The following is a 23,383-nucleotide window of genomic DNA, read 5'->3' as shown; positions in this document are numbered from 1 at the left end:
CGGAGCTATCGGGGCGTTTCGGCAACGCCGCGAGGTGCCGTGCCAGGCGCCGCACCCCCGGCCATGATCCACCAGACACCCCCTAGTCCTGGACGCGATCTAGTTCAACCTTCAAGGAGTGTCCGTACAGTAGATGTATGACCTCGGCACCTAACTGGCTCAGCGACGAGGAGCAGCGCACCTGGCGCGCCTACCTCCACGCCACTCGGCTCTTCGAAGACCACCTCGACCGACAGCTCCAGCGCGACGCCGGGATGCCGCACGTCTACTACGGTCTGCTCGTCCAGCTCTCGCAGGCGCCGCGGCGCAGGCTGCGGATGACCGAGCTCGCCAAGAACGCGAAGATCACCCGCTCCCGGCTCTCGCACGCCATCGCGCGCCTGGAGAACAACGGCTGGGTGACGCGCGAGGACTGCCCCTCCGACAAGCGGGGCCAGCTCGCCGCCCTGACCGACGCCGGGTACGAGGTCCTGGAGCGGGCGGCGCCCGGCCATGTCACCGCCGTGCGCCAGGCCCTGTTCGACCGGCTGAGCCCGGAACAGGTGGACCAGCTCGGCGAGATCATGCGCGTGATGGCACAGGGGCTCCAGCCCACGGACGCCAAAGCGGACCTGCCCTGGCTCCGCTGAGCACAGCGAAGCCAGGGCAGGTCGTGCGTCCGGGGTGCTACCGGGCGGTCAGTGGGCGACCACCGGGATGCGCACCTCGTCCTCGGCGTCCTCGCCGGAGCCCGACGCGGCGAACGAACTTCCGCCCGGGCGGCCGGTGTTGATGAGGGTGACGGCGATGGTGGCGGCGGCCGTCAGGATGGCGACGGCCCACCAGATGGCGGCGGTGAAACCGTGCACCATGGCCTGGAGCTTCAGGAGCTCCAGGTTGGTGCCGGACGCGGCGTGACCGGTGATGTACGCCGTGGTCGCGGAGGCCGCGATGGTGTTGAGCAGGGCCGTACCGATCGCGCCGCCGACCTGCTGCGAGGTGTTGACCATCGCGGAGGCGACACCCGCGTCACGCGGCTCGACACCGATGGTGGCGAGCGACATGGCGGGCATGAAGGCGGTGCCCATGCCGAGGCCGAGCAGGATCTGCGCGGGCAGGATCACGGCGGCGTACGAGGTGTCGATGTCGAGCTGGGTGAGCAGCAGCATGCCGACGGCGGCGGTCAGGAAGCCGGGGCCCATCAGCAGGCGCGGCGGGACCCGGGTCATCAGGCGGGCGCCGATCTGCGTGGAGCCGGTGATCATGCCCGCGATCATGGGCAGGAACGCGAAGCCCGTCTTGACCGGCGAGAAGCCCTTCACGACCTGGAGGTAGTAGGTCAGGAAGAGGAAGAGGCCGAACATCGCGATGATCGCGAGGCCGAGCGAGAGGTAGACGCCGCCGCGGTTGCGGTTGGCGATGACGCGCAGGGGCAGCAGCGGGTGCCGCACCTTGGCCTCAAGGGTGACGAAGGCGGTGAGCAGCACCGCGGAGGCGATGAACATCGAGATGGTGAGCGAGTCCGACCAGCCGGCCGACTCGGCGCGGGTGAAGCCGTAGACGAGGGCGACCAGACCGGTGCTGGACAGGATCACGCCGGGCACGTCGAGCGGGGAGCGGTTGCGGGTGCCTGCGGGCTCGCGGATGACGAGGTAGGCGCCGACGGCGGCGACGATCGCGAACGGGATGTTCACGAAGAACGTCCAGCGCCAGTTCAGGTACTCGGTGAGGAAGCCGCCGAGGATCAGGCCCACCGCGCCACCGCCGCCGGCGATCGCACCGTAGATGCCGAAGGCCTTGGCGCGCTCCTTGGCGTCGGTGAACATCACCGCGAGCAGCGAGAGGGCGGCCGGCGCGAGCAGCGCGCCGAAGGCGCCCTGGAGTGCGCGCGAGCCGAGCAGCATCGCCTGTCCGGTGGCGGCGCCACCGAGCGCGGACGCGGCGGCGAAGCCGAGCAGGCCGACGACGAAGGTGCGCTTGCGGCCCCACAGGTCGGCGATGCGCCCGCCGAACAGGAGCAGCCCGCCGAACGCGAGGGCGTAAGCGGTGATGACCCACTGCTTGTTGGCGTCACTGATGTGCAGCGCGTGCTGCGCGGACGGCAGCGCGATGTTCACGATCGTCGCGTCGAGCACGACCATCAGCTGGGCCAGGGCTATGAAGGCGAGCGCCTTCCAGCGACTGGGGTCGGGAGAGAAGGAGAGCTGGTCTGTCTTGGACAGGCCGACTGTTTTTGACATGGGGGTAGCCACCTCGGGACGCGGAATACCAGGGAAGTCGTGGAGTAAGTGGTGCAACTACGGTGTACGAACGGGGAGTTGAGCAAGAAGGACGGGAAAGGCGATCAACTCTTACGGAGGTCGTCGAGGGTCGCCGCACTGCCCGGCAGCTCGGACCGCGCCGGGGCCTGAAGCCCGTCGAGGAACAGTTGCAGATGGCGGTGGACGAACTGGTCGATGTTCGGGCAGGGCGTGCCCGGCAGCGGCCTGGTCAGCTGGGAGAGGGCGACCATGAGGTCACCCACGGCGACGTCGGTGCGGAGCCGGCCGGCCGTGCGGGCCCGGTGCATCAGCCCCTCGACGTCGCGCTCCAGGCGCGCGCGGGCCGCGTTCAGCTCGGCGTGGTCCTGGTCGAAGGTGTCGGAGAGCATCGGGCAGAGCGCCCCGATCCGCTCGTCGGCCGCCTCGTGCACGAAGCGGCGCAACGCGGCGAACGGGTCCGCCTCTTCGGCAGCCGCCGCCTCCGCCCGGTCCGCGACGCGGTCCATGACGAACAGGACCACGCTGGTGATGAGCTCGTCGCGATGGGCGAAGTGACGGTAGATCGTGGCATTGCCGACGCCGGCCCGGCGGGCGACCTCGTCGAGCGGCACCTCGGGGCCGTGCTCGACGAACATCTCCCGCGCGGCAGCGATGATCCGCTCCCGGTTGCGCAGGGCGTCGGCCCGCGGGCGCGGGGCGCGGCGCGGCTCCGCGGCGACGGGTGCGGCGGCAGTCTGCACGGCTCTGCTCCTTCTTCGTGAGTGAGGGGTACGTGGTCGGCGACCCAAACGGAGATGCATTCCCCGTTTCGCGGGGACACGTGTTCAAACGGGGAAACCTTCCCCGGTTATTTCCCGAACGGGATGTGACCTGCGCCACTGCCGTGGATGTCCCGAAAAACCCACATTCGGGCCACCCAGCGCGCGCCCTCGACACGCCGGACACAGGGTGATCAGACGAGTGCAGCCAGGAACCGGCCTGCTGTCGCGTACCCGAAGGCGAGCGCGTGCGCATGCAGGACGTCAGTCAGTCCCGCCCGGCCCGGGCGCCCGGACGCCGGATACGCCCCCGGCGCCGCACCTCCTTCCTCGGCGCCGCCCTCGCCTCGGTCGCGCTCGCCGCGCTGACCGGCTCGACCGCCCTGACCACCGCCACCCGCGCCTCCGCGGGACCGGTCGCCGCCCCCGGCGAGTCCCCGCTGGACCCCTGCCGGATCCCGGCCGCGCTCGGCGTGCAGATGTCGGAAGGCACGCCGACCCCACCCGGCTACGCGCACTCCACCGGCATCGTCCGCGCCCTCACCCTCATGATCGACTTCCCGGACGCGCCGGGCAGCGGGACCGCGCTCAGCCGGTACAAGGAGTTCTTCCCGCAGACCAGCAACTGGTTCCGCAACGCCTCCTACGGCCGTCTCGACTACCGCCCCGAGGCCCCGATCCCCCAGTGGCTCAGAATGCCCAAGGCGTTCTCGGCGTACGGGATCGACCGGGGCTCCCCCTATGAGCCGGGCTATCACCGGCTGGCCCAGGACATGATCGCGGCGGCCGGGTCGCGGGTGAACTTCTCGAAGTACGACCTGGTGAACGTGCTGGTCACCCCCAATGCGGGGCCCTCGGCGCTCGACACGGTGCTGTCGGTGACGTTCTCGGGCAACGAGGACGCCCCTTACGCCGACGGCGTGCCGCTGTCCAACACCTCGTTCGTCTACAGCCGCCAGGACGACGGCTCCGGCTCGTACGCGCAGACCGGCTACCGGGTCCTGCCGCACGAGAACGGCCACGTCTTCGGGCTGCCCGACCTGTACACCGCGCAGGGCGGCGGCGCCGTCGGGCACTGGGACATCATGTCCGAGGACTGGGGCGCCAACAACGACATGCTGGGCTGGCACAAGTGGAAGCTCGGCTGGCTCGACAACAGCCAGGTGGCGTGCGCGACCGGCAGCGGCGCCGCCCAGTACGCACTGACCCCGCTGGCCACGGAGGGCGGCCCCAAGCTGGTCTTCGTGCCGGTGACGAAGACGAGCGGGTACGCGGTCGAGGTGCGCACCCAGGGCGGCAACGACGAGGCGGTCTGCAAGCCCGGGGTGCTGATCTACCGCGTGGACTCCGGCGTGGACACCGGGCTCGGCCCCATCAACGTCTCGGACAGCGAACCGGCCACCGGCGGCTGCACCCGCCGCCCGAACGTCAACGCCGAACTCTCCGACGCCCCGTACACGACAGGCGAAACGTTCACGGACCGGGCGAGCGGCGTACGGATCACGGTGACGGGCGTGGACGGCATGGGCAACTACCACGTGAAGGTAACCCGCCCCTGACCCAAGGCGAACCGGGGGGCGCAGCCCCCGCCGGGGCGCAGCCCCCGCCGGGGCGCAGGACCCGCAGGGGTACAGGACCCGCCGGGGTGCAGGACCCGCCGGGGTGCAGGGGGCGCAGCCCCCGCCGGGGTGCAGGGGACGGAGCCCCGGAAGAACACCTTCCCCACCCCACCCCCCGGAGGGTTTCGGGAAGGGGCGGGGTGGGGAAAACTCAGCCCCCCAACTCCCCCCGCAGCTCCCGCTTCAGCACCTTGCCCGTCGCGTTCCGCGGCAACGCCCCCTCCCGCACCACCACCCGCGCCGGCACCTTGAACCCCGCCAGCGCCGCCGCAACATGGGCCCGGATGTCGTCCGGCGACACCGTGGAGCCGGCCCGCACCTGCACCACCGCGGCCACCTCCTCCCCCAGGACCGGATGCGGCACCCCGAGCACCGCCGCGTCCAGCACTGCGGGGTGCGCGTGGAGCACCCCCTCGACCTCCACGCAGTACACGTTCTCGCCGCCCCGGATCACCATGTCCTTGATCCGGTCGACGACGGCGACCAGCCCGTCCCGTACCACCGCGAGGTCACCCGTCCTGAACCACCCGTCCTGGAAGGCGAGCCGGGTGGCGTCCGGGTCGTTCCAGTACCCGCGCACCAACGACTGTCCGCGCAGCCACAGTTCACCGACCTCGCCCTCGGGCAGCGCCGAACCGCCGGGCCCGGCGATCCGCACCTCGGTGGCGGGTGTCGGCCGCCCGGCACTCTCCGGCCACCTGCGGTACTCGTCGCCGAAGTTGGCCAGTACCCCACCGCTCGTCTCGGTCAGCCCGTACCCGTTGCGCGGCTCGATGCGCGAGCCGTACCGCGCGGTGAGCCCGCTCACGAGCCCGGGCGGAGCCGCCGCTCCCCCGGTGTTCAGCGCGGTCAGGGTCTCCAGGTCCGCCCCGGACTCCTCGGCGGCGGCGAGGAGTTGGAGCGCGGTCGCCGGTACCCCGGCGTAGTGCGTGACCCGATGTTCCTCGATGAGTTCGAGGGCGCGGACCGCGTCCCACTTGTGCATCAGGACGAGGGCGCCGCCCGCCGACATCGCCGCGTACACCGCGGTGAACGCGGCGACATGGAAGAAGGGGAAGGTCATGAGGGTGACCGGGGCGGGGCCCTGGCCCGGGACGACACCGCGTCCGAGCATGGACATGGCCGCCTGGAAGCGGGGGTTCATCACCGCGCCGGCCTGCGCGAGCTGAGTGGCGACGGCGCCCTTGGGGCGGCCGGTGGTGCCGGAGGTGTAGAGGATGGTGGCGTCCGCGTGCGGCGGGACCCCGACGTCCGGCGGCCCGGCGGCCGGATCGGGCGAGGTGAGCTCGTCGATGTCGTCGAAGCGCTCGAACCCGTCGGGCAGCTCGCCTGCGTGATGGAAGACCATGCCGCGCACACCCCGCGCACCGGCCCATCCCGCCACCCGCTCAAGCCGCTCACCGTCGACGAACAGCACCCGGGGAGCGCAGTCGTCGAGGGCGTACGCACACTCCTCCCCGGTCCACCACGCGTTCAGCGGCACCGCCACAAGGCCCGCCAACTGGGCGGCCCAGAAGGCGATGTGCCACTCGGGGTGATTGCGCAGGGCGATGACGGCGCGGTCGCCGGGGCGCAGCCCGTGGACGTCGGTGAGGCGGCGGGCCAGCGCGCAGGACGCGGCGAAGAACTCGGCGTAGGTGTACGTCCGGCTCTCGGCGATCAGGAACGGCCGGTCGCCGAAGGCCCAGACCGTCTCGACGAACTCGCGCAGGGTGCGCGGCCCGGTGGCGTACCGCGCGGCGCCCGACTCGTCGCGGACGACCTCGAACGGCGCCCCCGGCGCGGTGAGCAGCGCCTCGGCGCGGGCCGGCTCCATGTGCGGGCCGCCCGGGCTCCTCGGCCCGTTCGACTGCGCCTCGCTGTCCTGCGCCCCTGACGTCACCACGGGAAGCCCTCCTAAGCGCCTGCTCAGTCCCAGTGGTGCGACGCTATGCCGCTCGCCCGCCGCGGTCAAGGTCGGTGTAGAACACAACCGCCTCGCGGGGTCATCCGGGCATGACGACCTGGCCGATTCCGTTCGGTCCCGACGCCGTGCCGGACAGCGCGTCCTCCGGGACCGGCCGGTCGGCCTTCAGGGCGCCCCACACCTTCGCGACCCGGGCCGCGTCCGGCACCAGACGGTCCTCGTCGCCCTGCTCCAGCTGGGCCGGAAGGGTGACCATCTGGACGTCCCGCGCACCCAGCCCCCGCATCGAATACGCCAGCGAGGCGAGGTCGCCGACGTGCGCGAGGGAGGAGTCGGCGGTGAGGGACTTCGTCGCGGCGTCGGCCACGTCGAAGAGCCTGGCCGGGTCCGTCAGGAGCTTCCCGCCGGCGACCCGCCCGATCAGCGCCGTCAGGAACTGGTGCTGCAACTGGATCCGGCCGAGATCGCTGCCGTTGCCGACGCCGTGCCGGGTGCGTACGAGGTCGAGGGCCTGCTGGCCGTCCAAGTGGTGCTTGCCCGCGGGGAGATGGAGCCCGCTCTCCTTGTCGTCGATGGGCTTGGCCAGGGTGACGTCGGCGCCGCCGAGGGCGTCCATCAGCTCGGCGAACCCGTTGAAGCCCACCTCGACATAGTGGTTGACGCGCAGCCCCCCGCTCAGGGCCTCCACCGTCGCGACCGTGCAGGGGGCGCCGCCCGTCTCGTACACGGAGTTGAACATGACGCCTTCGCGTGCGGTCAGTTTCCGGCCGGACGTGGTGGTGCAGGCAGGGCGGTCGACGATGGTGTCGCGCGGGATGCTGACGAGGGTCGCCTTCTTGCGTCCGGCGTACACATGGAGCAGTAGTGTGGTGTCGGAGCGCCCCGTGTCGTCGCCGCCACCCGCCCGCGAGGCGTTCTTCCCGGCCCGTGAATCGGAGCCGACGACGAGGATGTTGAGGTCGGAGGTGGCCGACGCGGCGGGGGTGAGCAGCGAGCCGAGCTCGACCCCGGTGATGTTGTGGTTCAGCCGGTGCCAGGTGTACGCGGCCGCGCCGCCCACGAGCAGCATCAGCCCGGCGAAGGAGCAGAGCACGATGCGGGCGGTTCGGCCGGGCCGGGGTATCCGGCCCCGGCGAGGTCCGTACGTCATCCCTCGACTCCGTCCGTCGGCGACCGCCCAGGAACCCAAGAACTCGGCATGCGTGCGCACAGGGCGTTACCGCACACTACAAGAAAGGTGCATTACCCCGCATAACGGGCAGCCCGGGCTGCCGGAGGGGAGAGGTACACGGTGATGTTCAGGACGATGTTCGCAGCGATGTCCATACGGATATCGGCGCCGCGGCCGGGGCGCCCGGGATGGCCGGACGAGCGCCGCCGGGCGGCCCGGGGGCCGGGACGGCCGGGACGGCCGGGCGGGCGCCGCCGGATCGGGCGGCGCGGGCGGCGCGCCATGGCGTCGGCCCTGCTCGCCGTGGCGGCCCTGGGGCTCACTGCCGCGTGTTCGTCGGGCGGCGGCGACCACGCGGCGCCGAGCCCGAGCCCGACGGTCTCCAAGGCCCGGATCACCACCACGCCCAAGGACGGCGCGGGCCATGTCGGCATCACCGTCAAAGACGTCACAGCGAGCGTCACGGGCGGCAGCTTCACCTCGGTCACCCTGACGGCCCAAGGCGGCCCGTCGATACCCGGCGCGACGGCCGGCACCACCTGGCACCCCTCGGCGAACCTGGCCCGCGGCACGGCGTACACCCTGACCGCCGAGGCGAAGGACCCCGACGGACGCACGGCGACCACGACCACCCACTTCACGACCGTGTCCGAGAAGAACTCGGTGATCGCGTTCTACACCCCCGAGGACACCTCCACGGTCGGCGTCGGCATGGAGGTCTCGTTCCGGTTCGACAAACCCGTGAGCAATCGCAGGGCCGCCGAGTCCGCGGTGACGATCTCGTCGAGCGGCGGCCTGCGGTCCGTCGGCCACTGGTTCGGCGACCGGCGCCTGGACTTCCGCCCCGAGAACTACTGGACGCCCGGGACCAGGGTGTCGGTCGCCTTCGACTTCGACGGCCTCGAACTGGCCAAGGGAATATACGGAGTTCAGGACAAGTCCTTCTCCTTCACGGTGGGCCGCGCGCAGATCTCCACCGTGGACGCGGCCGCCCAGCAGATGACCGTCCAGCGCGACGGCGCGACGATCAGAACGGTGCCGGTCTCCACGGGCTCGCCCCAGTACGCCACGTACAACGGCACGATGATCATCAGCGAGCAGGACCGCCGGACGAAGATGAACAGCACCACGGTGGGGCTCGGCGACGAGTACGACATCCCCGACGTGCCGCACGCCCAGCGCCTGACCAACTCGGGCACCTTCATCCACGGCAACTACTGGGCCTCGCCCGCAACGTTCGGCGCACGGGCCTCAAGCCACGGCTGCATCGGCATCCAGGACACCCAGGGCGGCGGCGACCCGGACGCCCCCGCTGCCTGGTTCTACGCCAACTCGATGCTCGGCGACGTGGTGATCGTACGGAACTCGACGGGCGGCGGCACGGTCGCGCCCGACAACGGGCTCAGCGGCTGGAACCTCCCCTGGGCGGAGTGGACGGCGGGCAGCGCGATCACGTAGAACCCGGCGCCCGCCCCCGGCCAACCCCGGCCGTCGCCAACGGGGTTGACCGGTCAACCCCGGCCGCCCGCACCGGGGTTGACCCTTGACCGCCGGCCGGCCCGCCTTCGACGCGCCTTGGGCTCGGCTTCGGCCCGTCTTGGGCTCGCCTTCGGCCCGAGGTGGCCGAGCGGTGTGCCGATGACGGGCGCCTACTCACCCCTGGAGGAGCCGAAGGCGACGTCCGTGTTCTCGCCGCCCCAGCCGTCCGCGCTGTGCCAGATGACATGGACGCGGAAGATGTCGCGCACCGCGTCCACCGACCAGTCGTCGGCGGGCGGTTCGGAGAGGACGAGGTAGAGACCGTCGGCCGGGGCGGGCAAGGTGTGGTTGATCTCCAGCAGGCGGGTCGCGCCCGATCGCAGGTCCGCGTAGGCGCGGTGGCCCGCGCCCAGGGCCTCGTACAGGAAGAGACCGTGCGGGGTGACACAACTGACGTCCACGACCGGTGAGTCGTCCGGCTGGAGGTCCGCATAGAAGAGCGATGACTTCACCGCGTGGCGGACCGCTTCGTGCTTCTTGCACGCACGGTCGGCGCCGGCGGCCGTCTCCAGGGCCCGAAGGAAGCCGTCCTTCGTGGTCGCGGCCGGTGCCGCGCCGGTGTCCACAGTCGTCATCTGCGCGTCTTCCTTCTGCTGGGGCTGCTGGGGCTGTTCGGGCTGCTGGGGCTGTTGGGGCTGTTCGGGCCGCGGCGGGGCGACGGGGGCCGCGTCGTCGAAGGCCGGTGCCGGTTCCGTCGCCGTGTCGAAGCGCTCCTGAAGCTCCCGCCGCGCTTCGCCGAGGGTCCCCGCCCAGCCGGAGGCCGCCAGTGCGTCGGCCAGCCTGCTCCCGTCGAAAGTGCCGTCCTTGAGCGCACGGTTGGCCGCGGCGGCGAGGTCACGGAGAACGCCGAGTCGTTCCCTGTCCGGAGCGCCGAACAAATGAAACACGTTGACCCAGTCGGCCTGGTCCCGGCGCAGGACGCGGTTGGCCATGCCCTGGAGTTCGGAGAGACGGATACGGGCGTCGCGCACGTCGCCGTCGCTCTTTGCCAGCTCGGCGAGAACATCCAGGGCCGCGAGGTAGCGCCCTGCCATCCGCTCGGAAATGGGCGACCGGCCGCGCTGGTCGGCGGTGAGCACCGTCTGGGCCGTCTCGTTGGCGAACACCCAGCAGTCCAGCTTCTCGCCCCGCAGCGGCGGCACCGATCCGTGGCGCACGGTGAGGACGAGCGGCCGGCCGATCACCGGCGACACCGGCTTGACCTTGTAGCGACCGCCCGGCGCCCGGCCGACGACCTCGACCCTGACATCGCTGCCGATCCGGGGAAGCAGCCCGGCTCCCGCGGTGTCCGGCCGGACCTCCGGCACGGTCGGTGCCCGGTCGTCCCCGGCAGCGGTCAGGACCTCCGGGAGCGGGGCGGTGTGCAGGACGGTCAGGCTCTGGGTGCTGCGCGTGAGAGCCACGTACAACTGGCGCAGCCCGGCGGGCCCCCGGTCGGCGATCGTGGCGGGCTCGACGACCAGGACATGGTCGTACTCCATGCCCTTGACCTGGGCCGCGGCCAGCACGGACACGGACTCGCGGCTCCGCTCGCCGATGAGGGCGTCCGCCGCGATCCTGCGGCCGATGGCGTCCAGCCAGTCCGAGTCGTCGGGAACGATGACGGCCACGGAGCGGGGCGTGCTGCCGTCACTGGTGCCCACGAGCCGGGCCACGTGCGCCACGGTGTCGTCGAGCAGCTTCCACGGCTCGCTCGCCACCATCCGTACGGCGTCCGCTCCCACCTCCCGGACGGCCTGCGGGTAGGGCAGGGTCGGGGCGATCGTCCGTGCGAGGGGGGCGACGAACGCCATGATCTCGGCAGGGACGCGGTAGCTGGTGGTGAGCTGGGCCACGCTCCAGTCGCCGTGGTCGGAGAGGAGGGCGCCGAGCAGGTCCCAGCTCGTGGGAATGTGCGTGCCCGTCGCTTGCGCGAGGTCGCCAAGGACGGTCATGGACCCGCCGACGGCGGAGCGCCGCCGCAGTGAGCGGGCCTGCATGGGCGTGAGGTCCTGGGCCTCGTCGATGACGATGTGGCCGTAGCGCGGCGGGGTGTCACCGCTGATCAGTACGCGCAGCTCTTCGAGGCATACGTGGTCGTCGAGGGTCCATGGATCGTCATCGGCGCTGGCGGCGCGAGCCCGCAGCAGGGCGGCCTGTTCGTCCGCGTCGAGGATGCCTTCGGCGCAGGTCCGCAGCAGGTCGGCCGAGTCGTAGAGGCTGCGCAGGGCCTCGCGGGGTCCGGGGGACGGCCAGATGCGTTCGATCAGGCGCTGGACCCGGCGGTTGCGCTCCAGGTCACGGCGGATCGTGGCGGCCCGCCCGCGGCCGGGCACGATGGCGGCGAGTTCCTTCAGGAGCCGGTCGACGAAGAGCCCCCGGAAACGGTCGCGCCGCTGCCGAAAGGGCCCCTCGCCCGCGTGGGCCCGGTCGAGGAGGGCCAGGACCTCGGACTTCGGCACGCGCAGGGTCGTACTGCCCGCGGTGACGACGATCGCGGGCTCGTCCCCCTTGAAGGCGGCGGCGACGGTGAGGGCGTCGACGGCCTGGGGCCGGTAGTCACTCTCGACGCGGCGCCGCAGCACGTCCGCCATACGCCGGTCCGACTTCACGAGACGAGCCTTTGGGGAGTCGGTGCCGGGGGTGGGGGTGTTGCCAGGGTTGGCGCCGAGGTTGCTGCCAGGGTTGACGCCAAGGCTCTCGCCCTCCCACAGGCGGCCCAGCTGGACGGCGTTGACGTCGCGGGTGCCGAGAGTGGGCAGGACCTGGCCGACGTAGTCGAGGAACCGCTGGTGAGGGCCGATGACGAGAATGTCCCGGGCCTTGAAGTGCTCGTTGTTGACGAGCCAGGTGACCCGGTGGAGACCGACCGCCGACTTGCCGGTACCGGGGCCGCCCTGCACGACGAGGATGTCCGAGGGCGAGCCGGTGACCAGCTCCATCTGGTCACGCCGGATGGTCTCGACGATGTCCCGCATACGACCACCCCGCGACCGCTGAAGCTCACGCAGCAGAAAGTCGTCCGGCCGCAACACTTTGCTGCGCCGCCGCGGTACGACGTCACCGGAGGGTGGGCCCGGGAGGGGGTCGGGGACGGGGGCGGCCGGTGCGGGTTCGGGGGCGGGGGCCGATTCGGGTTCGGGGGCCGGTGCGGGTTCGGGGGCGGGGGCCGGTGCGGGCGCCGGTGCCGGCTCGGGCTCGGGTTCAGGTGCCGATTCGGGTTCGCGGGCCGGTGCCGGTGCGGGTTCGGGTTCGGGGGCCGGTGCAAGTTCGGGCGCCAATTCGGGCGCCGATTCGGGCGCGGGTAACGGTGCCGGCCCCGGCGTGGATTCGGGCATGGACTTCGGCCCGGGTTCCGGCACAGGCTCGGGCACGGGTTGCGGCGCCACCTCAGGCGCGCGGGGCGCGTTCCTCTTCTCCGTCGGCTTGTCGTCGGCGGCTTGCCGAGGCTCCGGTACGGCGGCGAGCTCGGGCACGGCCAGGGGGACGGCGGCCGTCCGCGGGAGCATCCGTGCCGTCATCGACGGGGAAATCTCGTCGTAGTAGGACTCGACAATCCGCTGTACGCAGCGGAGCCGCCGACGCAGGACCACCTCGCCCGGATCCTCGGGCCGGGCCTCGATCCACTCCTTGGCGAGCGGACTGGTCCACAGCACGACCACCGGATCGTTCTGGCTGTCCTTCACGCCCCGGCGTCCGATGTACCAGGGCCGGGGCTCCCCGCCCGGGTCCTCCGGCGCGTCGACGCGGGAGAAGACCAGGGCCTCGTCGCCGAGCCCCCCGTACGCCGCCGCGCGGGCCTCCGCCGCGGCCCGGTTGGCGATGCCGTCCTTGCCGCTCGCCGAGGCGGTGGCGGTCGAAGTGCCGCTCAGCTCAGCCAGTTTGCCGGCGTAGCAGTCGTACGCGTGGTCCACCGCGCGCTGCTCGCCGGCGAGGATGTCGTCCCGAGTGGTGGTGCTCATGTGCGTCCTCCCTGCGGTGCCGGGGGACACCGCCACGGGCATGTGCCCGTGCCCCGAGGACACAACTATCAGAGACCGGGCGGTGACGAACAGTCAGCGCAACAGTTCGTGGGAGGGACTGGGGCTCTCGTACGCCGACCCGCCCGCACCGGGTCGTACGTGCCGGGTTTCCTCCCCGCCCAGGACGAGGATTCCGCCTGGCAAGCAAATCCACGGACCCCACCCTCGCCCACTCCCCTCGACCGGGAGATCAACTCCACCCCCGGCTCCCCCGTGCCCCCCCATCAGCTGGGCTCCCCTTGCCTGATCAACTCCGCAAGCCGCCCCACAACCGTCCTCCCGGCACCGAGCGGGGTAACCCCCTCGCCCCCGCACTCCCACCCGCTACACTGACGGTGGCGTGCCGGCCCGCTGGCGCGCCCGCCGGATCAGTGGACCGACGTGCCCGGGATCAGCGGCATCAGCCGCCCCTCCCGACACCCGCTCCCGAGATCCGCGCCTCCGTAGCTCAGGGGATAGAGCACCGCTCTCCTAAAGCGGGTGTCGGCAGTTCGAATCTGCCCGGGGGCACCGAACTGGACAGCAGGTAAGCACCGCTGAGGGGCCTCCCATTCATTCGAACGGGAGGCCTCTTTCATGATCAACTTCCACATAGATTCCACATCCCCACGCGATCGCGAGCCCGGCGGCGATTCCCACGTCACCCGTCCGAGGGACTTGCTCAGGTTCAACAACTCGTTAGAGTGCTGTCCGACCGGGGCCGGCGCGTCTCCCCCACGTGCGCCAGATCTACGCCGGTCGACAACCTGTGGTGTCCGTTCGGGGAGGTTCGGCCCACAGGAAGAGGCCCCCTGCCGCATGAGTCGGCGGGGGGCCTTCTTGCACAGTAAACCGCCCCGCCCCCGAGAAAGGGGCGGGGCGGCGTGCCCTGACCGAATCAGAGCACGGGACGGTCGAATCAGGCGGATCTACGTACGCCGCCGACCGTCCAACCCGACTGCGCGCGCACGGGCGGCGCGGCCGGGCGTATGCGTGGGGGACTCCGAGGAATACCCAACTGAGGAAAGATCATTCAATGTAGGCTTCACCCTACATACATTCGATCATGGAGCCATGAGCGTGGGACAGTGCCCCGCTCCGTTCCACCGCCCGACTGGGTACTCGCGCGCCGCCAGGCCGTCGGTGACCGCATCCGTGCCGCACGCCTGCGAGCGAACCTCACACAAGAGCAGGTCGGCGGACGTACCGGAATCGACCGGGCCACGTACAACCGAATCGAGCAGGGCCACGCGAGCCCGCTCCTTGACAGCCTGATTCGAATCGCCGACGCGATCGGCGTACCCCTCGCGGACCTCGTGAGGCAATAGAGGGGATGCTCAGGGCCGGCGCGGCAAGAAACTCCGCTGGGACTCCCGAGTCAGCCCCGCCGCCCGCGCGGCCTCCGTCTCCACTGCCGAGGCCGGACGCAACTCGCCGGTCCGGATGGTCGCCTCGCTCAGCTGGCCGGGTGGAGACGGCCGCAGGAAGGCGATCCGCTTCATGTCGGGGCCGAGGTCGAGGATGATGAGCCCCGTCCGCCCCTCGCGGTCGTACACGACGTAGTCCCACCTCTTCACGAGTCGGCCCCCTCGCCGAGCGCGGCCGTGCCGGCCCGAATCAGCCCCAGCACCCGAGCCGGGTCGCACAGGGCGCCAGGCCAGGACATAGGCACGGCCCAATAGCTTGACCACGTTTCGGTCTGCTCGTTTTCTCCGACCCGTGGCACGCCGACGAAGTGGCCGAGACCGAGATACGCGGCGTGTGGGCCGAGATCCGGGCCGGGCGGAGCCGGTGGCACCAGGGCGTAGAAGCGGCGGCCGCCCGGGTCGTGGATGACCGGGCCGCCGAGGGTGCGCAGGATCGTAGAGGCGGTCGAGAACCCTGTGGCATCGCCGGCGTGGACGAGTTCGTCGGCGAGGCGGAACGCGCAGAACCGGCGGCCGAGCGCGAGGACGGCGAGACGGCGGTCGGCCCAGTGCGTGTACGCATCGGAGGGCCGGTTGAGACTGCTGGCGAGCCAGTCTGAGATCGCTTCCCGTTCGGACTCGGTGAGGGGATGGATGAGGGTGGTCATGGGTGCCTCCGCCGTCGACTGCTTCGGCCTCTCAGGATCTCGTTACACACGGTGCTGGCTCGATACCCAAGCGGTAATCTCACCGTGAGATGGGTTCCTATCCCTCACGGATAGAGGAGTTGGCCGTGCAGACGATGACTTCAGGGATCGACCTCCCCGCTTGGGCGTGGGAGACAGCCGAACTGCGGGAGGCATTGCGCCGCCGCGACATGGGCGCGGTCTTCCGGCGCGTGCAGCAGTACTCCGGGGCCAGTCAGGCGAGGATCGGCGCGGCCGTCGACATAGCGCAGGGGCGCGTCAATGAGATCATCAACGGCCGCCGAGAGGTGTCCCGCCTCGACGTGTACGAACGGATCGCCGACGGCCTCGATATGCCCGACGACGCCCGCCACCTCCTCGGCCTCGCGGCGAGCAGGGAGAAACGCTCCGGCGGTGCTGCCTTCGACCTCGCGGTCTTCCCGGAAGTCGTGCGTGTCTACGCGTCCCAGGCGTCCGCGCGCGAGGAGATCCAGCAGCAAGCCCGCGCGGCCCGGGAGCTTGACGTCCTGGCCGTCCGCGGGCTGGGCCTCATCGGCCTGAACGATTCCCTCCTCCGCGCCTGCCTGCCGCGCGGGCAGGGGGGCCACGGGCTCCGTGTGCGGCTGCTGCTCCTCGACCCTGAGTCTCCCGCTACCGCCCAACGGGCCGCCGAGATCGGCGAGTCGGCTGAGTCCCTTGCCAGTGGGGTGCGTCTGGCCGAGGCGCGGCTGCGCGAACTCTCCGGCAGCTGCGACGTGCAGGTGTACCGGTACAGCATGCTCCCAACGTGGCGCGTGATCCGCACCGATTCGACGATGTTCGTCGGGGCTTTTGACGCGGGCTGGGAGGGGCACGAGTCGGCGTGCTACAAGGTGATGGAGACGGCGCACGGACCGTTGTACCGCGGGTTCCGGCGGATGCTCCAGGCCATCGTCGACGGGGCCGAACGCACGGTGTAGAGAGAGGGGATCGCCGGTGATCGAGGCAGAGCTGAAGGCACGCGTCCATACCCCCGAGGCGGTAGTGAAGCGGCTCGACGAGCGGACTACCGGACGGGCCGAGGTGTACCAGGACACGTATTACGACGACCCCGCCGGCCGCCTGGAGGGCTCCGATAAGGAGCTGCGGGTGCGCACCGTGCACGGCACCGATGAAACGCGAACACTGCTGACGTACAAGGGCGCCAAGGTGGATGAGGCGTCCGGGTCGAAGCCCGAGCACGAGACTTGGGTCAGCGATCCTGAAGCCGTCCACGCGCTGCTGCGAGGGCTCGGCTACGTACCGGTCGTCGCCTTCGAGAAGCGGTGCCGCAACTACGACTTCGAGGCTAACGGCCGCAAGATGGTCGCCACCCTGGTCCGCGTCCCGGAGATCGACGGAACGTTCGTCGAGCTGGAGACGATCGTGGACGAAGCAGACGTTGCCGCAGCCCTCGGTGACGTCCGGGCGGTGCTCCGCGACCTCGGCATCGAGGAAGAGGACCTGACGACCGAGCTGTACACCGACGCCGTACGGGCGGGACGCACCTCATCCTGAACACGACACAACGCCCCCTGACTGGCCCGAAGGGCGGCCAGGGGGCGTTTGTGCTCGGCGACCCTGGTTCGCGGGCCAGCCCGGCGCCAAACTCCCCAAACAGTCCGCCTGAGACGCAAAACACCCCCCGCCGCCCGAAGGCGACGGGGGGAACACCTACCTACGCCATGGCGACAAATCCAAGTCCGCCGGCGGGTCGGGCAACGGGCCTGCCTCAGACGTCGGCTCCACCTTGCGGGCCCACTTCAACAAGTCCAACACGAACGAGGTCAGCAACTTCCGCTGCGTCCGCTCGTCCTTCAGCTCTTGGTCGAGACGCGTCGTGATCGCCGCGAAGTCGTCCCGCCGAGACGCCCGCCGAGACTGCGACCACGCCGCCATGCCCCCGAGCGCCCCGACTCCAGCCGTGGCGAGCACTCCCCAATCCATCAGTCACCGCGCTTTCTGAGGTGCGGCGGCAGGGGATCTTCCATACCGCTCACCATCGTGATGAGGATCGCGAAGCTGACCCACGCCGCGGCCGAGCCCGCCGCCGGCCCGTACCCGCGGGACGCCGAGATCGTGAACGCGGCGGCCCACACCGCAGCCGGTACGGCGAGCGTGCCGAACCCGACGCTCTGCCGGTGCGACGCCACGAGCCCCGCCAGCACGGCAACCAGCCCGCAGACGACCCACCCCCAGCCCAACAGGGTCAGCGGGACGTGCGCGGTCAGGTAGTCCAGGCTGCGGGACCGGGCGTACCCGGGGTCATTGAGGATGCCGAGGTAGCCGTATGCGGCCCAGCCAAGACCCCCCACGATGAGGATGGCGCGGCGGCGCGAGACGGGCCGCCACGCCCCCGCGCCCCACATCACACGCCCGGTGCGGTCGAGGCGCTGTTCTTGTCGCCGATCGCGCGGGCGAGCATGCCCTTGACGAGCGACGCGGCCGCGGCGATACCGGCCGCGCCCATGGTCTCCCAGAAGCTGGCGTGGAACATGTCGGCCGGGCCGGCCGCCACGCCGATGCCGCACGCGGCCCCGACGAACGTGGCGAGCACCCGCTCGGTGACGTCCTTGGCGTAGGTCTCGCCGGTCTTCACGAGGCCGTTGATCGAAGGAATGGACATGGTGGATCCGTTTCTGTGAGGGGTCAGCTGTCGAGGCGGGCCGCGATGTTGGCGGCGACCTTGTCGGCGATGGCGTCGGCGAGCGCCGGGTTCGCGGCGATCGCGGCGGCGAGCGCTTGCATCTGCGCGTCGCTCGCGCCGGTGGTGCCGAGCGTGTCGACTTTCTTGCTCAGCGCGGCGACGCCGGCCTGCGCGGCTGCGGCGGCGTTTGCGGCGTCCATGAGGGTCTGGTGTACGTCCGGTTTGTCGCCGTGGCTGTACGACCAGACGTCGAGGGGGGTGGTAGCCATGTCGTCCTCCGGGGTTGGGGTGCCGAGGGCCCACGCTCGGAGCGCGGCGGCGTCGAGGTGGCAGTAATCGCGGTCGAGGCCGCCTGCTTCGCTGTACTGGTGGAACAGCCACGGAGTCTGGATGCCGGGGTCGCCGGCGGCGCGTCCGGCGGTGGCGATCCACAGGAAGTCGCCGTAGAAGCCGCTCTTGTCGACGTTGCGCCAGTAGTCGGTGTTGGCGTACATGCCGACCCGCAGGTGCGGCATGCGGCCCTTCACGTACCGCAGCCACGCGTCCTTGTACGCGGCCTGCGTCGCCTTGGGCACCCCGGAGTTGGCCTTGTCGTAGCCCTCCCAGTCGAGGACGATCAGGTCGCCGGGCTGCCATTTGACCTGAGACAGGAAGTGATCTGCTTCGGCCTGCGGGCTGTTGGCCATGTAGGGGTAGTGGTACGCGCCCCACACCAGACCGTTCGCCCTGGCGTGGTCGCGCTGCGCCACCCAGTTCGGGTTGATGTACGACAGACCCTCGGTGACCTTGACGAACGCGAACGACAGGCCGCTCGTACTGGGTGACGTCGACTGGTACGACGCCCAGTCCTGACCGTAGACGCCCACGTCACAGGGCCTTCGCGGTCAGCCAGGTGTGCATGGCGGCGGCCAGGGCCTGGTCGACGCCGGCCGGGGTCGGCGGTGCCGGGACGGGGGCAGGGCTGGTCAACGGGACGAACACCGTGGCGTCGCCGTCCTCGTCGAGGAGCCGGCCGAGGTCGTCAAAGGAGAACGAGAAGCAGCCGTCGACGCCGAACCCGGTTCCCCAGCTGTTCCGGGCGAGTACGGTCCCGGCGGCTGCGTCGATGCCGTAGAGCAGGAACTCGTGGCCGCCGCGCACGCTGCCGGAGATGCTGACCAGACCCGAGGCGTCCGGGTTGTCGAACCCCTCGTACCAGTTCACGCCCACGATCAGCGGCATTGTCGTAAGGGCCTTCAGTGTCGCATCGAGGCTGAGCGCGTGCTGGTACCCGCTGATCAGCCCGGCCGCCTGCGCGGCCTTCGCGACGGCCAGGCCGGTGGAGCCGGTGTCGGTGGGCGGGTACTGTCCGCGGATCGAGTCGAGGCGGGTCGCCGCGGTGTACAGGGCGACCGCTTGCTTCTCGTCGGCGCCAGCATCGCCGGTCGGGCGCGCGGCCACGGTGGCCGGGATCGCGCCGTACAGCGGGTCCGTGCCGGCCAGGCCCTCGGCCGCGTTGCCGGTGCAGCTGCCGAGGTCGCCCTGATCCAGGACGGGAATCCGCACGGCGTGCGTGGCCGAGGTGTACGTGCTGGGCAGCAGATCCTCGGACAGGGCGTAGGCGCGGGAGCGGGGGTCGTGCTCGACGTGACGGCCGAGCCTGCCCGCACCGGGGTACTCGTCAATGAAGCGGATCACGATGCCTCCAGAGCATGACAAACACCCCGGCCTGAGGCTCGGGGCGTTGAGGGATGTAGGGGACGGCAGAGTCAGCTGAAGGAGGGCGGGGTCGCGTTCAGGTTCGTGCTGTAGACCCGGTTTTCCTGGTCCTGTTTGAGCACGGACATGGGGTTGATGACGCCGTGCGGCCAGGGCTGCGCGTTGAATCCCTGGACGATGCTCAGGGCGATCTCGTCGGTGACGCCGGCTGCCGATGTCAGCGTGAACCCGCCGTCGTTCTCCCCTGTCTCACTGTTGATGGTGAACGTGAACTGGTACTCGGTGGATTCGTACACGGAACTCACGGGGTTCTCCTCGCTATCGGCTGATCCAGTGGACGCACATGGATGCCGTGAAAATGCTGCCCGCGGTGGTGTTCATGGCGCCGCCCGAGGCTTGCCCGGCCATGACTTCGATGTAGTCCGTGGTGCCGTTCGCGGTGACGCGGCCGAAGCACTGCATGCCGGATGTCACGGCGTTGACCGGGTCGAATGACGAACCGCTGCCCACGACGCCGCTTCCGTTGAAACCAATTTGGAGGCGCCGGTCGCCTGCGGTGGTATTGGGCCAGCCAACCGACCCGAACACCATGTACACGCCCGGAACGGTGGGCGTGTAGCGGCTGGTGTTGGTGACGGTGGAATGCCCGCCGTCAGGATCCAGCAGCTCAGTGTCCAGGTTCAGCCCGACCATTGCGTTGCTGCCTGGGATGGACTGAGCGGTCGTGGCGTATCCGAAGAAGATCGGGGGCGCGGTCAGGAAGCTGTTCAATGCTGCGACCTGGGCGTTGAACAGCGCGCTCGTGTTGTAGTTGCCGGGCGATTCGGTGACGGCTACGGGGACGGTGCGGCCCACGGTTCCCTCCGATCAGTAGGCGAACGCGGTCGCGTCGAACGCGCTGGCGGTGTCCCAGGTGGTGGGGTCGGTCGTTCCGGTCGGGAGTGCTTCGTTGACCAGGTCACCGGCCGTGTGGGCTTTGGTGGTTGCTGCGGTGAGGGTGAGGACGGCGCTGGTCCAGCCCGCTGAGGTCGCCCCGACCGCCGAGACGGTCACGGTCTCCTGGTTGGCGGTGTTCTGCCCGAGGACGATCTGCGTGCCGACCGAGAGCTGGGCGGCCAAGGGGTTCGTGTTGTCCTGCGAGTTGTTGACCGTGATCGACGAGACGCCGGATGCCACCGTGGTTTTCAGCGTCGTGTGCCACGCGGCGAACAGGCCGTAGGGCGTCAGGTCGGCGGGCGAGCACTGGAGCGTGCAGAACGCCTCGTTGCTGTCGCTGAAGTCCCATTGGATCGACTCGACGAAACAGTCGATCTGGATTGCCGGTGCGCCGAAGGGCCGCTTCATGACCCGTACCCGGGTGCCGAGCTCCAGGCCGAGCAGGACCGGCCACAACGCTGGGTAGGCCGACGGGTGGAGCTTGAGACCGGCGACGCGGTACGCGGGCTGCTTGTACCGGGACACCAGGTAGGACGCGGCGTCCTGACACTCCTGCGGCGACGTCGAGTTGACCGTGCGGGTCATGGTCCGCGGCCCGTAGGCCGTGACCGACGCCGTATCCCGCGCGGTGAACTTGCTGGCGGGCGAGACCTGACTGACCACCGCGACGTTCGCGAGGTGTGTGGTGTCGTAATCCGGGTCGATGCTCTCGTAAGGGAACTCGCCCCCGGCGGTGTTCTCGCCGAAGACGGCCGCCGGCACGGTCGCGTTGTAGCGGGCGCCACGGGAACGGAAGTTGATGACGCCGTCCGCCCCGACGAAGTGCTCTCCTCCTTCGGTGTCGACAACCGCCTGAAGTGCGGTGAAAGCGTCTTGGCCGGCGAAGTCGGCCGGCCCCATGCTCCTCGTCAGGCCAGGCTGGATGTACCAGGTGATGTTGGACCCGGTGTATACGAGGATGCGGAGGTAGCGGGCATCCGTCGACTCCCCCGAGAAGGAGTTTTTCCACGCCGCATAAATGTCGTCGGTGTCATCGTTGAGCAGGTAGGTGGGGAATTCGCAGGCGAACGCTATGTCGCCCTGGAAATTGTCTCCTGCCGCACCCCCGAGGCCCACGTCGTACCAGGCGCCCAGACTGTCGCTGACGAGGCCGGTCGGGGTGATCGTGGACCCGGCCGTGCGGAACCAGTTGTTCCCATCAATGCTGACGCGCATCTCGCCGTCAGCCTGGGACCACCCGAAAATCGCGAGGTGCCAATTCCCATCTGCCACGCTCGGAATTGATCCGTCGTTGAGCTGGAACGGCGCAGACAGGCTGACGTTCGTGGGGCCACCGACCGTCAAGTACAGGTGCGTATCCGAGCCGACCGCCAGGAAAATCTTGCTCCCCGTAGCCAGGGCACCGGTCGGTGCGTGCTGCTTGTCCATCGAGGACCAGATGACAGCTGCGTCCGAGGGGGTGGGGCCCGTGTACCGGAACGCGATCGCGCGGGTCCACACCGTGGGGTCAGTCGGCCCCTTGATGCCTGCTCCGGTCAGGTCGATGACGGAACTGGCGAACAGGGCGCCGACACCTGGGGACGGGTTCGTGATCGTGGTGACGGTGCCCGTGCTGCCGGTGAACACGCCGTTGACCGGGTCGGTTGCCGTGATCTGCGTGCCGGGAGCCACCGAGCCTGCCCCGTTCTTCGAGTTGATGATCCCCACGACGTCGCAGTTGCCTGTGGCGTCGGCGAACTGCGTCGCGCCCGAGCCCTCGTCGAGGCGGTACGCGAACCGGGCGCCGGCCGCGGTCAGGGCCTCGGTCAGCGGGTCGTCGAGGATGTACTGAGACAGCAGCGAGAGTGCATCGACGCTGTTCGGCGTGATCGTCGAGAACTGTGCGCCGTTGAACGCGGGCTTCCACTGGTTCGCGTAGCCCTCGTACATGGGGTACCAGACGCCCGGCTGCGTCCACGCCGAGACGGTGGAGCCCTTCTCCAGCTGCCAGGCGTCGACCTGAATGGTGCAGGTCGCGCCAGCAGTGGCCGCGACCACTGCGCCGAAATCTGTGCCGACTGCCCCTGTGAGGGCCGTGGCGGTGACGGTGATCTGCGTCCAGGCGGCGGTGGCCGATCCGGTAAGCGTCGCCGGGGAGCCGTAGGTCCACGATGTAGTGGAGCCTAGAGGCGTCACGTACCAGGCCTGCCCGCCTTTGACCTGCAATGTGGTACCCGGCGTGATGTTCCGGATACGCATCTGCATCGTGTACGTCTGGCCAGGCAACGCGGCGGGCTCCGCCGTGTGACAGATCCGAGCCCCTACAGCCGTGCCGGACGGCACCGCAAACTGGAGGACGTTGGCGCCCTGGTAGGCAGTGGCGGACGCGGCGATAGCGGCGGATGCGTCCGTGTCCGAGTAGACGTTCACGGTGGTGAGGTCCGTACCGACGGCATTCCCGCCGAGATCCCCGCCCGTCGCCATGACCTGCGACAGGAGATTGATGCTAGGCGGCCACATCGCCCGGCGCCGCATGGGCTGGAACGGCTGGATCTTCCCGTAGAACGGGCTGGCCGTGTTGGCGGGGTCGAGGGTGCCGGTCGTGTTGGTCAGGATGGTGGACGCCGTGCCGGGCTGGATTTGATCCAGCTCGTACTGGCGCCCGCGCTTACTGTCCGACTTGCCTGTGGTGGTGGGCGTGACCTCGGTGAACCGGTCCGTCGGGGTCAGGTAGATGGCTGAGTTCCAGTACGGCCCCCACGCCTCCTCGATGAGCGGCCAGTTGGCGTTGAGGGCCACG

General features: G+C 70.2%; 20 protein-coding genes and 1 tRNA gene. 7 read left to right on the top strand and 14 right to left on the bottom strand.

All coding sequences use genetic code 11. The features are described 5' to 3' along the window. Nucleotides 1-137 precede the first annotated feature (137 nt). Entirely contained in the window at nucleotides 138-629 is a 492-nt protein-coding gene (locus tag ACGFW5_RS31230; protein WP_393837687.1) for a MarR family winged helix-turn-helix transcriptional regulator, read from the top strand. A gap of 48 nt (nucleotides 630-677) precedes the next feature. On the opposite strand, the gene ACGFW5_RS31225 is transcribed toward ACGFW5_RS31230, so the two are convergent. After that, nucleotides 678-2,219 carry an MFS transporter gene (locus tag ACGFW5_RS31225; protein WP_393837686.1) on the bottom strand — a complete coding sequence of 514 codons (1,542 nt, stop codon included), beginning with the start codon at nucleotides 2,217-2,219 and terminating at the stop codon, nucleotides 678-680. Between the two features lie 104 nt (nucleotides 2,220-2,323). Then, nucleotides 2,324-3,040, bottom strand: a complete 717-nt coding sequence (locus ACGFW5_RS31220) for a TetR/AcrR family transcriptional regulator (protein ID WP_393837685.1) — start codon at nucleotides 3,038-3,040, stop codon at nucleotides 2,324-2,326. A gap of 212 nt (nucleotides 3,041-3,252) precedes the next feature. On the opposite strand from ACGFW5_RS31220, the gene ACGFW5_RS31215 reads away from it, so the two are divergent. Continuing rightward, nucleotides 3,253-4,557 (top strand): M6 family metalloprotease domain-containing protein, encoded by a 1,305-nt coding sequence (locus ACGFW5_RS31215; RefSeq protein WP_393837684.1) that lies wholly within the window; start codon nucleotides 3,253-3,255, stop codon nucleotides 4,555-4,557. A gap of 211 nt (nucleotides 4,558-4,768) precedes the next feature. Here the strand turns inward: ACGFW5_RS31215 and ACGFW5_RS31210 are convergent, their stop codons facing one another. Continuing rightward, nucleotides 4,769-6,433, bottom strand: a complete 1,665-nt coding sequence (locus ACGFW5_RS31210) for a class I adenylate-forming enzyme family protein (protein ID WP_393837689.1) — start codon at nucleotides 6,431-6,433, stop codon at nucleotides 4,769-4,771. 169 nt (nucleotides 6,434-6,602) lie between these two features. Then, nucleotides 6,603-7,673, bottom strand: coding sequence for an LCP family protein (locus tag ACGFW5_RS31205; protein ID WP_393837683.1), 1,071 nt, complete (start codon nucleotides 7,671-7,673; stop codon nucleotides 6,603-6,605). Nucleotides 7,674-7,976: 303 nt separating this feature from the next. Between ACGFW5_RS31205 and ACGFW5_RS31200 the strand changes: the two genes are divergently transcribed. Beyond that, entirely contained in the window at nucleotides 7,977-9,152 is a 1,176-nt protein-coding gene (locus tag ACGFW5_RS31200) for an Ig-like domain-containing protein (protein WP_393837682.1), read from the top strand. A 191-nt stretch (nucleotides 9,153-9,343) separates the two neighbouring features. Here the strand turns inward: ACGFW5_RS31200 and ACGFW5_RS31195 are convergent, their stop codons facing one another. Then, entirely contained in the window at nucleotides 9,344-13,174 is a 3,831-nt protein-coding gene (locus ACGFW5_RS31195) for an ATP-dependent DNA helicase (protein WP_393837681.1), read from the bottom strand. A gap of 497 nt (nucleotides 13,175-13,671) precedes the next feature. Here ACGFW5_RS31195 and ACGFW5_RS31190 point away from each other — a divergent pair. Both ACGFW5_RS31190 and ACGFW5_RS31185 read left to right on the top strand, forming a co-directional pair. Continuing rightward, nucleotides 13,672-13,744 (top strand) — tRNA-Arg (locus ACGFW5_RS31190). Nucleotides 13,745-14,301: 557 nt separating this feature from the next. Continuing rightward, nucleotides 14,302-14,541 (top strand): helix-turn-helix domain-containing protein, encoded by a 240-nt coding sequence (locus ACGFW5_RS31185; RefSeq protein ID WP_393837680.1) that lies wholly within the window; start codon nucleotides 14,302-14,304, stop codon nucleotides 14,539-14,541. Between the two features lie 9 nt (nucleotides 14,542-14,550). On the opposite strand, the gene ACGFW5_RS31180 is transcribed toward ACGFW5_RS31185, so the two are convergent. Next, a complete protein-coding gene (locus tag ACGFW5_RS31180) occupies nucleotides 14,551-14,790 on the bottom strand; it encodes a hypothetical protein (RefSeq protein ID WP_393837679.1) in 240 nt (79 codons plus the stop codon). Continuing rightward, nucleotides 14,787-15,287, bottom strand: a complete 501-nt coding sequence (locus ACGFW5_RS31175) for a hypothetical protein (protein WP_393837678.1) — start codon at nucleotides 15,285-15,287, stop codon at nucleotides 14,787-14,789. The genes ACGFW5_RS31180 and ACGFW5_RS31175 overlap by 4 nt, the downstream gene beginning before the upstream one ends. A 134-nt stretch (nucleotides 15,288-15,421) precedes the next feature. On the opposite strand from ACGFW5_RS31175, the gene ACGFW5_RS31170 reads away from it, so the two are divergent. Beyond that, nucleotides 15,422-16,264, top strand: coding sequence for a helix-turn-helix domain-containing protein (locus ACGFW5_RS31170; protein WP_393837688.1), 843 nt, complete (start codon nucleotides 15,422-15,424; stop codon nucleotides 16,262-16,264). 16 nt (nucleotides 16,265-16,280) lie between these two features. After that, entirely contained in the window at nucleotides 16,281-16,841 is a 561-nt protein-coding gene (cyaB, locus tag ACGFW5_RS31165; protein WP_393837677.1) for a class IV adenylate cyclase, read from the top strand. A gap of 428 nt (nucleotides 16,842-17,269) precedes the next feature. On the opposite strand, the gene ACGFW5_RS31160 is transcribed toward cyaB, so the two are convergent. The 7 genes from ACGFW5_RS31160 to ACGFW5_RS31130 all read right to left on the bottom strand — a co-directional run bounded on the left by ACGFW5_RS31160 (nucleotide 17,270) and on the right by ACGFW5_RS31130 (nucleotide 23,382). Beyond that, nucleotides 17,270-17,638, bottom strand: a complete 369-nt coding sequence (locus tag ACGFW5_RS31160) for a hypothetical protein (RefSeq protein ID WP_393837676.1) — start codon at nucleotides 17,636-17,638, stop codon at nucleotides 17,270-17,272. Between the two features lie 53 nt (nucleotides 17,639-17,691). Continuing rightward, on the bottom strand, nucleotides 17,692-17,949 hold the full coding sequence (locus ACGFW5_RS31155; RefSeq protein WP_393837675.1) for a hypothetical protein: 258 nt from the start codon (nucleotides 17,947-17,949) through the stop codon (nucleotides 17,692-17,694). A gap of 23 nt (nucleotides 17,950-17,972) precedes the next feature. Continuing rightward, a complete protein-coding gene (locus tag ACGFW5_RS31150) occupies nucleotides 17,973-18,836 on the bottom strand; it encodes a glycoside hydrolase family 25 protein (RefSeq protein ID WP_393837674.1) in 864 nt (287 codons plus the stop codon). A gap of 1 nt (nucleotide 18,837) precedes the next feature. Beyond that, on the bottom strand, nucleotides 18,838-19,647 hold the full coding sequence (locus ACGFW5_RS31145; protein ID WP_393837673.1) for a hypothetical protein: 810 nt from the start codon (nucleotides 19,645-19,647) through the stop codon (nucleotides 18,838-18,840). Nucleotides 19,648-19,718: 71 nt separating this feature from the next. Beyond that, nucleotides 19,719-19,973: a hypothetical protein gene (locus ACGFW5_RS31140; RefSeq protein WP_393837672.1), complete on the bottom strand. Its 255-nt coding sequence runs from the start codon at nucleotides 19,971-19,973 to the stop codon at nucleotides 19,719-19,721. A 13-nt stretch (nucleotides 19,974-19,986) separates the two neighbouring features. After that, nucleotides 19,987-20,523 (bottom strand): hypothetical protein, encoded by a 537-nt coding sequence (locus ACGFW5_RS31135; protein WP_393837671.1) that lies wholly within the window; start codon nucleotides 20,521-20,523, stop codon nucleotides 19,987-19,989. A gap of 12 nt (nucleotides 20,524-20,535) precedes the next feature. Further along, a complete protein-coding gene (locus ACGFW5_RS31130) occupies nucleotides 20,536-23,382 on the bottom strand; it encodes a hypothetical protein (RefSeq protein WP_393837670.1) in 2,847 nt (948 codons plus the stop codon). Between the last annotated feature and the right edge of the window lies 1 nt (nucleotide 23,383).

Source organism: Streptomyces sp. NPDC048416 (genome assembly GCF_043200435.1).
GTDB lineage: Bacteria > Actinomycetota > Actinomycetes > Streptomycetales > Streptomycetaceae > Streptomyces.
Note: the sequence above shows the minus strand (reverse complement) of the source record. Positions and strands in the feature narration are given on the sequence as shown.